Raw genomic sequence first — 12,770 nt, 5'->3', positions numbered from 1 at the left:
AAGTTCTCAATCTTTAAAATTGAACGTGCCTTAGCACACAGTTTTGTGTGCCGACTTAGCTCAGCTGGTAGAGCAACTGACTTGTAATCAGTAGGTCAACCGTTCGACTCGGTTAGTCGGCACCATTTATTCAAAAGCCTCGCTTATAGCGAGGCTTTTTTGTTTTCAACTTGAGAATTAAAAATACCCATAGTTAAGAGCAAAGCAACTGATACCAATCTGCATAAAGATTAAGTCAATTTGATTCAGTCTCTAGAGCATATGCTTTTAACCGTATCTGGAACAGAAATGAATTTGTTCCACGCTTGCGAAACCTGTTCAACTATTTCTTCATAGCAACTAAACACACGATTAGATAGACAGTGTTGCCGTATCCAACTCCATACTTGCTCTATTGGATTTAACTCCGGGGAGTAAGGCGGAAGTTTTATTAGCGTGACATTATTGAATGGTTGTACAGTATCAATAGTATGCCAACCAGCGCCATCAACGATCACGACCGCATGACGTCCTGCCTCCGTGGCTTTTGATATTAATTCCATGTGTTGCGTCATGACGCCTTTATTGACGATAGGGCTGATCAGCGCTTCTGTTTTACCATTACTTGGGCACACTGCGCCAAATAAGTATCCATACTCAAACTGCTGTTGTTTTGTTGCACGAGGCCTCGAGCCTGTTTCAGCCCATAAGCGTGTTGTTTGATTTTGTTGTCCAAACCGTGCTTCATCTTGAAACCAAACATCAATGCGATCTAAAGGGAGATGCCCTGGGGTGTGAAGGATCGTTTCCACTTGGAACTTTTTTAAAAGCCTCTTGGCTTTCATTTGACTGCTTTGACTGCTTTGGGTGCTTAGAACGGCTTGTGACCCAACTAAACCCACGCTTCTTGAGCAGTTTGTAAATATGATCGGTGTGATATCTAATGTTGAACTGGTCATAAATATACTGAGCAATATCTTTCCCCATTAGTCTGCCTCCTTCTGAAGAACTTGCTGACTGTTTTACATAATCTGACAGTGTATTTAGTTGTTGTGAGGTTAATTTAGCTGGACGACCTTTAATCGGTTTGTTGTTCAAGCCAGCAATGCCATTGTTAAGGTAGCTTGAAACCCATTTATTGACACTGGCGCGCGCTGTATTTAGGCGCTTAGCAATATTCGTTCTGTTTTCACCCTCAAAGAATAATGAAACAGCAAGCAGGCGTATGCGTTTTCTTGCATTAGGCTCTTTACGTGATATAGCTAAAAGTTGCTTGGATTTTTCTAAGTTCAATTTAGTAAAAGTAGATAAGTATCAGTATGCTAATTAGATCACATAATTTGGCAGATTGGTATGACTTGTAATCAGTAGTCTGTATAAGTTATCCGTTCGACTTAGTTAGTCGGCACCATTTATTTAAAAGCCTCGCTTATAGCGAGGCTTTTTTGTTTTCAACTTGAGAATTAAAAATACCCATAGTTAAGAGCAAAGCAACTGACTTGTAATCAGTAGTCTTTATAAATTACCCGCTCGAGTCGGTTAGTCGGCACCATTTATTCCAGTAACTTAAAGCAACTGACTTGTAATCAGTAGTCTGTATAAGTTATCCGTTCGACTCGGTTAGTCGGCACCATTTATTTAAAAGCCTCGCTTATAGCGGGGCTTTTCTGTTTCTATATGTCTAATACCAATCCGCAATAATACTTAATTAATTTGAGTAATTAAATCTGCCGTTAACTGCGTTAAAAATTTCTGATATAAGACAAAAATAACGAAATTTTTGCCTTGTTATCGACACGATTTTCTTACCTCAAAATAGATCACTTAATTAAGCGAATTGGTATAATCTCTTAGACACACTACAAAAAGTTAATTTTTTATTATTAAAAATTGCTGATCATTTGCTCATTTTTACCGTATAACTGGCTATTATGTTAGTTCATCGCTAGCTATGTAATGTTATGTAAAGTAGGTTGAGCAAAAGTTGCCAAAGTGCTTGAATTACGTTCATAAATAGCAGTAATTTAGGTTTAATTATGATTTGGCAATGCAAGCCAACCCTATTGGCAATTAGTGTGATGCTGCTTAGCGGCTGTGCGAGTGATTTTAACTCGTCGCAGCGCATGCAAGCGCCTAATAATATGCCACAGCAATGGCAGCAAGAAGCATCAAGCTCGGTATTAAAAGTACAAGAGCAATGGCTTACACAATTACAAAACCCTACGCTTAACAAATTTGTGCAGCAAGCACTTAAAAACAATCAACAGCTTTTGCAAACTAGCTACGATGTAGAAATTCAAAAGCAGCAACTTATTGTATCGAGCGCGGCACTTTGGCCTAGCCTAGATTTATCAACACGTACAAGTCGCAGTAAAGACAACCGCCCAGTGAGCTACGATAACGCAAGCTCCGTAAGTTTAGATTTAACATACGAAGTTGATTTATGGGGTAAGCTATCTGATTCAAAACGCGAAGCTAATCTTAACTACTTAGCGCAGCAGGCAAGGTTTGAGCAAGCTAAACAACAGCTTGTGGCTGATGTGGCAACAGGTTGGTTTGATGTTGTAACATCGCAACAACTACTCGATTTATTTAAACGCAGAGAAGCGAATGCCCAGCAAAGCCTTGATATTATAGAATCGGGTTACCGCCAAGGTATAAACGAAGCACTCGATGTATATTTAGCCCGTAATGAGCTCAATACTGAACGCGCTCGCATTGCCACTCAAACGGCGAACCTATCGGCTTCAGCACGTGTACTTGAGCGTTTACTGGGTGAATACCCAAAAGGTGCCATTACTGCTAGTAGCGACTTACCAGTTATTAATACCGATATTCCACTAGGCTTACCTTCTGAACTTATAACACGTAAACCTACGCTGCGAGCAAGTTGGTATGAACTTTTAGCCACCGACGCTTCACTTGCGTATGCGCACAAGCAACGCTTTCCAAGTTTAGATTTAACAGCTTCTTTAAGTGATAGCACCGACAGAGTAAGCGACTTGTTTTCTCCATCAAGTCTTGCATGGTCGTTATTAGGTAGTATTTCGGCACCACTTTTTGAAGGCGGACGCTTAAAAGCGAACGAAGAAATAGCGCGCCTTAATACTCAAAAGCAAGAGCAACTTTATTTGCAAACGCTTTACGATGCATTTGGTGATGTAGAGAATGCGATTTCACAGCAGCAGTCTCTTAAATCACAATATAGCAGCACCCTTGAGGCGCAAGAAAACGCACTTGCAGCAGAGCAGTTGTCGTTTGAGCAATATCAAAGTGGCTTGGTAACTTACACTACGGTGCTTGACGCACAAGATAGGTCTTTCGATGCACAAAGCTCCTTAATCGACATTAAAAACCAATTAATAGCTAACAGAATTAACTTACACGTTGCCCTTGGTGGTGATTTTGCAAAGCCCTCAAGTGAACTAAAGAGCAATAATGATGAAAACTAAAACAGCAAAAATTATTATTCCAGCGGTGGTTATTATTGCCACTATTTTAATTGTTATGTTTATTAAAGGTAATCCGCCAGAGGCTAAACGCTTTGGCTCACCTCCTAAAGCATCAATAAGTGTGGCTGCGCTTGAGCTTAAACCACAAAATTACCAAGTGATGATTGATAGCTACGGTACGGTAAAACCACGTACACAAAGTTTATTAGTTGCTCAGGCATCTGGGCAAATAATTGAAGTAAGTGATGACTTTAGAGAAGGCGGCTTTTTTGAAAAGGGCGACGTACTTTTAAAGCTAGACGATAGAGATCATCAAGCTGAAGTTAAATCTGCTCAAGCCAATTTATTAACCGCAGAGCAAGGCTTATTAGAAGAAAAAGCGCGTGGACAACAAGCTATTACTGATTGGAAACGCCTTGGCGGCTCAAATCAGGCAAGCAGCTTAGTACTGCGTGAACCACAACTTGCAGCAGCCGAAGCAGAAGTTTTATCGGCGCAAGCAGTACTTGAAAAAGCCATGCTTGATTTAGAGCGCACTAAAGTAACCGCGCCATATGCGGGTCGTATACTTAGCCGTAGTGTTGATTTGGGGCAAGTTGTTACTAACAATACCCAGCTTGCCACTATTTACGCAATCGATAGCGTAGAGATTCGTTTACCGATTAAAAATAAAGATCTTCCGTTCGTAAATTTACCAGAGCAATATCGTGATGGCGCCAAAAATCAAGCAGGTTCAATTGTTAAATTTACCTCTGACTTAGTGGGTGAGCAAACGTGGCAAGGGCAGCTAGCGCGTACCGAAGGTGCTATAGATGAAGGTGCACAACAGCTTTACGTAGTTGCTAAAATTAACGACCCATATAAAGCAACGGCTAATAACCAGTACCCGATAAAAATAGGGCAATACATAAAGGCGCAAATTACCGGTAAAACAGTTCCTAACGCACTTATAATCCCTAACAGTACTATTTATCAAGGGACGTATGTTTATGTTGTTGAAGAGGGGGTACTTAAGCGTAAAGACATTACACTTGCTTGGCAAAATGCGACACAAGCGATGATAAAAACGGGATTAAATCCAAATGATAAACTGGTTATTACTCCACTAGGGCAAGTGAGTTCTGGTACTCAGGTAAGTATTTTAGGCGAACAAAGCACAGAGCAACCTAAAAGCCGAGGATCTAATGGGCAAGGTAAAGGAAAGCGCCCGACGCCAGAGCAGCTTGAGCAAAAAGCAAAAGAGCAGGGTATTAGTGTTGAAGAGCTAAAAAAACGCCGCGCAGCAAAGCAAGGAGATAAGCCATGATCGCTTGGTTTGCCAAAAACCATGTTGCTGCTAACTTATTGCTAGTAACGCTGTTACTGTCGGGACTTTTTAGCTTATCAAGCAAAATACCGCTTGAGGTATTTCCTTCATTCGAAACTGACATGATAAGCGTAAATGTAAGTTTGCGTGGTTCAACACCAGAGGATGTAGAGCAAGGTGTAACTATACGAATAGAAGAAGCCGTACAAGATTTAGAGGGCATAAAGCAAATATTTAGTCGCTCTTCTGAAGGTTCAGGCTCTGTGACAATAGAAGTGGAAAGCGGTTACGACCCTCGTGAGCTTTTAGCTGATATAAAAAGTCGTGTAGACGCAATTAACACTTTTCCAGCCGATGCTGAAAAGCCGATAGTAGCGCTTGCTGAGCGAATTCGTGAAGTTATCGCGGTTACCGTATCGAGTGACTATGGCGAAAAAGAAACCCGCGAATACGCAGAAACAGTACGCGATCAAATCCTACGTTTACCTAATGTAACGCAGGTAGAGCTAAGTGGCGTTCGTGATTACGAAATAGCCATTGAAGTAAGCCAAGATATTCTTCGTCAGTACGATTTAAGCTTGGCACAAATATCGAGTGCTATTTCTAACTCAAGCTCAGATATTTCTGCTGGTAACTTAAAAACAGAAGGCGGGGACGTACTTATAAGCTCTAAAGGGCAAGCATATCGTAAAGATGAATTTGCCAGCATTGTTGTTAAAAACCAAGCCGATGGCACTATTATTCGCTTAGGTGATATAGCGACTATAAAAGACGATTTTGAAGAAACACCAGTACGTACTCGCTTTAATGGTAAGCAAGCTGCATTTATCGACGTATATCGAATTGGTCCACAAAGTGCGATTACAGTTGCTGACGATGTTAAAAACTACATAAAAGAGCAACAAAGTTCTCTCCCACAAGGGTTTGAATTAAGTTACTGGGATGATGATTCGGAGCTGGTTAAAAGTCGTATTTCGACCCTTACTACCAATGCTTTACAAGGCGGTATTTTAGTACTCGCTTTACTTACTTTGTTTTTACGCCCTGCAATTGCATTTTGGGTATTTATTGGTATTCCGGTTTCGTTTATGGGCGCGTTTATAGCGATGCCTATTTTTGGCGTAACCCTTAATATTATGAGCTTATTTGGCTTTATATTGGTACTGGGGATTGTTGTTGATGACGCCATAGTTACCGGCGAAAACGTTTACACCCACCTAAAAACGGCTAAGTCGGGCGAGCAAGCCGCAATTTTAGGTACTCAGGAAGTAGCAACACCAGTAACATTTGGTGTGTTAACTACCGTTGCTGCCTTTTTACCTTTGGCCTTTATTGAAGGGGCGCGTGGTGCCTTGTTTGCACAAATACCGGTAGTGGTTATTCCGGTATTATTGTTTTCATTGATTGAATCTAAATTTGTACTACCAGCACATTTAAAATATATAAAACTACGCCACGAAAAAGGCGAACCTTCAAAGTTTGATGTTATTCAACAGCGTTTTGCAGATGGATTTGAAAACGCGATTTTAAAATACTATCAACCCACTTTAAATTTAGCACTGCGCCATAAATTGGCTTCGGTAAGCTTGTTTATTGGTGTATTTGTTATAATTTTAACCATGATCACCAGCGGTTGGACTAAGTTTGTATTTTTCCCGCGCATACCAAGCGAAACAGTCCGCGTTAACTTAACACTACCAACAGGTACACCGTTTGAAGTAACGAATAAATACGTAATTGACATGTCGCAAAAGGCGCAGCAATTACAAGAAAAGTACCGCGATCCAGATACTGGCGAAAGCGTTATTTTAAATATATTAGCCACAACAGGCGGGCGTGGTGGTGTATCTAATTCAGGCTCTGTACGCTTTGAAATAACACCGGCTGAAAAGCGTGAATCAGACATAGGATCACGAGAACTTGCCAGCGAATGGCGCGATTTAATTGGAGTCATTCCAGGTGCCGAAAGTTTAACGTTTAGAGCCGAAATTGGCCGAAGTTCAGACCCAATTGATGTTCAGCTTAGCGGCACTTCGTTGACTATTTTACAAGACGTGGCTGATCACATTAAAACCCGTTTATCGACCTATCCAACGGTATTTGATATTGCCGATAGTATGTCCGACGGTAAAGAAGAGTTACAAATAGAGCTTACGCAACAAGGTTTAGCGCTGGGCTTAAATAGAGTCAATGTAGCTGGGCAAGTACGTAACTCGTTTTTTGGCTCGCAAGCACAACGTATTCAGCGAGGCAGAGACGATGTACGTGTAATGGTACGCTTACCTATAGATGAGCGCCGCTCTGTAGCTGACCTACAAAACATACTTATAAATACGCCTGATGGAGGCTCAGTGCCATTGTCGCATGTGGCAACACTTACTGCTGGGCAAAGTCCATCAACTATTAATCGAATAGACCGTTACCGCACATTAAACGTAACAGCCGATATCGAAAAAAATAATACCAACATGACCATACTGCAGGCTGACCTAACGGAGTATTTAGATGGGTTAATGCAGCAATATCCTGGAGTAGATTACAAACTAGAAGGTGAGGCTAAAGAGCAAAGAGAGTCGTTTGGGTCGTTGGCTTGGGCACTTGTGTTTGTATTTTTTATTATTTATGCGCTATTAGCAATACCGCTTAAATCTTACTTACAACCAATCATAGTAATGAGTGTTATTCCATTTGGCATGATAGGTGCTGTAGTAGGGCATTGGATCATGGGAATGGACTTAACTATTATGAGTTTACTCGGTATGCTTGCGCTAACCGGGGTGGTGGTAAATGATTCGCTTGTACTCGTTGATTTTATTAATAAAAAGCGCAGTGAAGGTGGTAAAGTTCTCGATGCTATAAAAATTGCAGGTGCATCACGTTTTCGCCCTGTAATGCTAACTAGTTTAACGACCTTTATTGGCTTAATGCCATTACTGTTTGAAAAAGCGACTCAGGCACAGTTTTTAATACCAATGGCGGTGAGCTTAGGGTTTGGGATTATTTTTGCTACCTTTATTACTTTATTGTTAGTACCAATAAACTACATGCTAATGGAGCGTTTTCAAGGTTGGTTTAAATAACTTCACTCTTAAATACGTGATTATTAAAGCTGTAGGTAAGCAATTACCTGCGGCTTTTTTATAAGCTAAAAAGTAATATTAGACAATAGAAGATAAGTGAATAAAAAATTTAGATAAATATAAGAATAAACAGGAAGGTTAATTTTTTTTGATAAAGCCTTTTAAAGGCGAGGGTTTGCTAAAAAGGTGTTCCCCAAGATACGGTACTCGGTTTCAGTCCTGAAACCAGAAGGTTTCAGGGCGGGAATCTGCGGTTTACCGTAGGCTTCTCGGTACATGCCGAGCCTGCACAATAGTAGACGAACAGAAACCCTGGTATAAAATTTATCGGCTCAGGGACTTAACTAAGCTCCGGTACCCCAGGGAACAATTTAAGTATATAAGACATAATCCAATCCTTAAACCCCAAACGTAAAAAATTAAACCGTTCGCTTAGTTTTCCCGCACCTTTAACTCATCATTTACTTTATCGCATGGTTTTTGAGCTTGATCATACAATTAATTGGAGTTGCTTTTTATCGAGTGGTAGCATTGCCTTAACTTGCAAAGCGAAGATTCGATTATGAACGATTTACCCGATTACGAAAAAGCTCAACTGCTTTTAGAAAAAAACGAAATATTTGTATCACCTGCTGAAGCGCATGGTGTGATTAGTGGTTTACTTGCGTGTGGTTTAACCATTGACGACAAAGAATACTTAGGCCTTTTGAGTGATGTGTTTAACGATGGTGAATCGTTTAGTAACGATTTAAAGCAGTTTTTTGGCACTATTTATAAGCAAGTAGTCGCGAGCTTTAATGATGATGAATTTCAGTTTGATTTATTTTTACCAAGCGACGACGAAACACTCATCGATCAGGCTAATGGCCTCGTATCATGGGTAGCGGGTTTTATGCTTGGTTTTGGTTTAAAGCAAAAAGACTACGGTAAACTATCGAGTGATGTTAAAGAGGTTATTACTGACTTTAGCGAAATCACTCGCCTAGATACTACTTTTGAAGAAACCGAAGAAGACAGCCAAGCGCTGCACGAAGTGATTGAATATGTGCGTGTATCAGCACTACTTTGTTTTGCAGAGCTTGGTAAAGAGCAAAGTACGCAAAGTACTAAAAAAACACTTCATTAACTTTTAAAAAGTAAAACGGGTTGGTTAATAATGGTTGAAGTACAAAAGTCAGAATTTAAAGCACGTCGCGAGCGCTTACTTGCTCAAATGGATGAAAATAGCGTTGCTATTATTCCCGCTGCGAGCGAAGTGACGCGCAGCCGCGATACCGAATATGCATTTAGACAAGATAGCGACTTTTTTTACTTAACTGGCTTTAACGAACCCGACGCCGTACTTGTACTCTGTAATAACAGCGATGCACCCAGTACTTTATTTTGCCTAGATAAAGACAAGCTTGCAGAAATTTGGCATGGCCGCAGAGTTGGCTTTGATAAAGCTAAAAGTGACTACCTGTTTGATGAAGCTTACCCGCTAAGTGAATTAAACGATAAAACACTCGATATGCTAAATGCAAAAAATGCGCTCTATTTTGCACAAGGTGCTTACCCCTCATTTGATACCAAAGTGTTTTCGTTACTAGGTACGCTTCGAAGTGGCTCTCGAAAAGGCCTCAAAGCACCGAGTAATTTAAAAGAAATACGCGGCCTTATTCACGAAATGCGTTTGTTTAAATCGCCAAGCGAGATAGATGTTATGCGAGAAGGCTGTGAAATTAGTGCGCGAGGGCACATGCGCGCTATGCGTTATTCGCATGCGGGAGCTACTGAATTTCAGCTAGAGGCAGAGCTACATCATCATTATGCAATGAACGGTGCGCCTCATCCTGCGTACGGCACAATTGTTGGTAGTGGCGACAACGCCAATATTTTACATTACACGCAAAATAGCGACGTATTAAAAAATGGTGATCTGGTACTTATAGACTCTGGGTGCGAGTTGCAAGGTTACGCCGCCGATATTACTCGTACATTTCCGGTAAATGGTCAATTTAGCGAAGAGCAAGCCGCGCTTTATAATATTGTACTTAAAGCGCAAGAAGTTGCTTTTGATGAGGTAAAACCCGGTGGTTATATGTCGCATGCTAATAAACTAGCAATGGAAGTAATGACCCAAGGTTTACTTGATTTAGGTATTTTAACCGGCGACTTTGACGAGCTAATGGCAAAAGGTGCGTGTAAAGAATATTACATGCACGGGCTTGGGCATTGGCTTGGTTTAGATGTACATGATGTTGGCGATTACAAAGTAAATAACGCTGAGCGGGCATTTGAGCCGGGTATGGTACTCACTATAGAGCCAGGGCTTTATATAAGCGAAGACTCAAGCGCACCGCAAAAATACAAAGGCATTGGCATTCGTATCGAAGATAACTTGCTAGTTACCGAAACCGGCCATGAAAACTTGACCCTAAGCGTACCTAAAAAAATTAGCGATATAGAAGCACTTATGCAAAGTGCTAAAAACGTATAAAGCTCGGAGAGTATAGTGGCTAAGCAGTTTGATGTAGTTATTATTGGCGGTGGTTTAGCGGGAGCAAGCTGCGCATTAAGTGTGGCTAAAACTAATCCCGCGTTAAATATTGCCGTTGTAGAAGCGAATCAAGTAACCGGCGACTACCACCCAAGCTTTGACGACAGAAGCATTGCACTTGCTCAGCAATCGGTAGAGTATTTACAAAGCCTCAATTTATTTGAGCAAAATGCCCCTTACACCGCAGCAATCAAAAAAGTGAGCGTGTCTGATAGAGGCCACTTTGGCAAAGCGCACATTAATTGCGACGAATTTGCTAAGCCCTCACTTGGTTACGTAGTAGAAGTAAATCCATTTGGCCGAGCGCTTCACCTGCGTTTAACGCAGTCAAATATTACGCTTTTGTGCCCCGATAGCGTAATTGCCATTGAGCAAACTTTGCATAGCAATACACTCACCTTACAAAGCGGCGAGCAATTAAACGCCAAGCTATTGGTTATTGCTGATGGCGCACAATCACCAACACGTAGTTTACTTGGGCTTGGTTTTAATACCCAGCCTTATGAACAAGGCGCAATTATTGCTAATGTAGAAGTGGTTGGTGGGCATAATAATCATGCCTTTGAGCGCTTTACACAAAATGGGCCTATGGCATTATTACCCATGAGCAATAACCGTTATTCGTTAGTGTGGTGTATGAACCAAGATCAGGTTGAACAGCACATGGCACTTAATGAACAAGGTTTTTTAAGTGCCCTACAAAGCGCGTTTGGTTATCGCGGTGGGCAATTTACTAAAGTGGGCATGCGCACGAGTTACCCGCTCGTTTACGGGCAAGTCGAGTCTTTGACTGCGCACCGTACAGTGGTTATTGGTAATGCCGCACATGCTATTCATCCTATTGCAGGGCAAGGTTTTAATTTAGGCCTTCGCGACGTACAAGTACTTAGTAATTTAATAGCAAATAGCCAACACGATTTAGGCAGCTATGCGTTTACACGTGAATATTCAAAAAAGCGCAGTGATGATATAAAAACCGTAATGAGTTTAACCGACGCACTTGTTAGACTTTTTTCAAACTCATCGCGAGTGCTCGCATTGGGGCGCAGTATTGGGTTGTTTTCGATGGATTTATTTCCCGCATTAAAAGCCCCATTAGCTAAACAGTTAATGGGGCAAGTTAAACAAGGTAGGCGTTTATGAAGCAAGCACAGGTTTGTATTGTAGGTGGCGGCTGTGTAGGGCTAACACTAGCACTTGGATTGGCAAAAGCCGATATAAGCGTCGTTGTACTCGACGACGCACCAACACAAGCATTACCAACTGACGAATATGGTTTGCGTGTAAGTGCGTTAAGCATTGCAAGTCAAACCTTGCTTGAACAATTAAACGTATGGCCCGAAATTATCGCACAGCGAGCGTGCGCTTATACACATATGGACGTACGTGATGCCGACAGCTTTGGCAAAATAGCGTTTAATAACGAGCAACTTGAGCTTGAACATTTAGGCCATATTGTTGAAAACGACATTATCCGCTACGCCCTTATAAAAGAGCTAGAGCAACAAAGCAGTGCCACGCTAATGTTTGATACGCAGTATCAGCAAATACATCAAAGCGAATCTGATGTATTTATAACACTTAAAAGCGGCGAGCCAATTATTGCAAAACTGCTGGTGGCGGCTGATGGTGCAAATTCAGCTATACGTAAACAATTTAATATGGCGCTTAGCTTTAAAGATTACGATCACCATGCGCTAGTCGCGACAGTTAAAACTAAAGAGCAACATGCAAACACCGCACGCCAAGTCTTTTTACCAACAGGGCCACTCGCGTTTTTACCATTGAGCGATGAGCATACTCATTCAATTGTGTGGTCTACCAGTCCCAATCATTGTGATGAATTATTAGCAATGGACGATACCGCCTTTAATAAAGCCGTAATGGCTGCAATAGATGGTCAATGTGGCCTGTGTGAAGTGCAAAGTAAGCGCACTGCTTTCCCACTTAAAATGCGCTACGCCCAGCAATGGGTTTCAGGCAAAGTGGTACTCATTGGCGATGCTGCACATACAATCCATCCACTTGCAGGGCTTGGTATGAACCTAGGCCTAAAAGATGCGGCTTATTTAATTGAGCTTTTAACAAGCGATAGCAAGGAGTTTGCAAGCACTCGCACACTGCGCGATTACGAGCGCACTCGTAAGCTCGATGCACAAAAGCACATCGCTATGATGCAAGGGTTAAAAGAGTTATTTGAAGGTGCAAACCCAGTTAAAAAACTTATTCGTGGAGTAGGGCTATCATTAGTTGATAATCTTGGGCCAATCAAGCACCTGTTCGCCAAAGAAGCGATAGGAAAGTGATGTAGGTTGAGTGAAACAAAACCCAACGAGAAAAGCGGTTAGTTATTCGCTTTTAATAAAAAACCGATGTTTAATTTAAGCATCGGTTTTTTATTAAAATAAATTAAG

Annotated in this window: 8 protein-coding genes, 1 tRNA gene and 1 other RNA gene; 8 read left to right on the top strand and 2 right to left on the bottom strand. The window is 41.3% G+C overall.

The features are described from left to right. Positions 1-49 precede the first annotated feature (49 nt). A tRNA-Thr gene (locus I6F50_RS11960) sits at positions 50-125 on the top strand. A gap of 120 nt (positions 126-245) precedes the next feature. On the opposite strand, the gene I6F50_RS11955 is transcribed toward I6F50_RS11960, so the two are convergent. Beyond that, a protein-coding gene (locus I6F50_RS11955; protein WP_197176297.1) for an IS630 family transposase occupies positions 246-1,272 on the bottom strand; the annotation gives its coding sequence in 2 pieces (ribosomal slippage) (positions 246-803 and positions 805-1,272; 1,026 coding nt in all). 743 nt (positions 1,273-2,015) lie between these two features. On the opposite strand from I6F50_RS11955, the gene I6F50_RS11950 reads away from it, so the two are divergent. From I6F50_RS11950 to I6F50_RS11940, 3 genes are read left to right on the top strand one after another with little or no spacing between them, the layout of a single operon-like run. Continuing rightward, on the top strand, positions 2,016-3,431 hold the full coding sequence (locus I6F50_RS11950; protein ID WP_197176295.1) for an efflux transporter outer membrane subunit: 1,416 nt from the start codon (positions 2,016-2,018) through the stop codon (positions 3,429-3,431). Next, the gene (locus I6F50_RS11945; protein WP_197119257.1) at positions 3,421-4,737 is read left to right on the top strand and encodes an efflux RND transporter periplasmic adaptor subunit; all 1,317 of its coding nucleotides are present in this window, start codon (positions 3,421-3,423) and stop codon (positions 4,735-4,737) included. The genes I6F50_RS11950 and I6F50_RS11945 overlap by 11 nt, the downstream gene beginning before the upstream one ends. Then, the gene (locus I6F50_RS11940; RefSeq protein ID WP_024589701.1) at positions 4,734-7,817 is read left to right on the top strand and encodes an efflux RND transporter permease subunit; all 3,084 of its coding nucleotides are present in this window, start codon (positions 4,734-4,736) and stop codon (positions 7,815-7,817) included. Before I6F50_RS11945 ends, I6F50_RS11940 begins: the two co-directional genes overlap by 4 nt. A 186-nt stretch (positions 7,818-8,003) precedes the next feature. Here I6F50_RS11940 and ssrS read toward each other — a convergent pair. Further along, a non-coding RNA gene (ssrS, locus tag I6F50_RS11935) (6S RNA) lies at positions 8,004-8,186 on the bottom strand. Between the two features lie 193 nt (positions 8,187-8,379). Here ssrS and I6F50_RS11930 point away from each other — a divergent pair. From I6F50_RS11930 to I6F50_RS11915, 4 genes are read left to right on the top strand one after another with little or no spacing between them, the layout of a single operon-like run. Continuing rightward, a complete protein-coding gene (locus tag I6F50_RS11930) occupies positions 8,380-8,943 on the top strand; it encodes a UPF0149 family protein (protein WP_007587323.1) in 564 nt (187 codons plus the stop codon). Positions 8,944-8,973: 30 nt separating this feature from the next. Continuing rightward, a complete protein-coding gene (pepP, locus tag I6F50_RS11925) occupies positions 8,974-10,296 on the top strand; it encodes a Xaa-Pro aminopeptidase (RefSeq protein ID WP_197152617.1) in 1,323 nt (440 codons plus the stop codon). Between the two features lie 15 nt (positions 10,297-10,311). Then, positions 10,312-11,499: a 2-octaprenyl-6-methoxyphenyl hydroxylase gene (ubiH, locus tag I6F50_RS11920; protein WP_197176293.1), complete on the top strand. Its 1,188-nt coding sequence runs from the start codon at positions 10,312-10,314 to the stop codon at positions 11,497-11,499. Beyond that, positions 11,496-12,662: an FAD-dependent monooxygenase gene (locus tag I6F50_RS11915; RefSeq protein ID WP_197152615.1), complete on the top strand. Its 1,167-nt coding sequence runs from the start codon at positions 11,496-11,498 to the stop codon at positions 12,660-12,662. The genes ubiH and I6F50_RS11915 overlap by 4 nt, the downstream gene beginning before the upstream one ends. The last annotated feature ends 108 nt before the right edge of the window (positions 12,663-12,770 follow it).

This window comes from Pseudoalteromonas sp. NZS127_1, assembly GCF_015864295.1.
Taxonomy (GTDB): Bacteria; Pseudomonadota; Gammaproteobacteria; order Enterobacterales; family Alteromonadaceae; genus Pseudoalteromonas; species Pseudoalteromonas arctica.
This window is presented reverse-complemented; position numbering and strand designations above follow the sequence as displayed.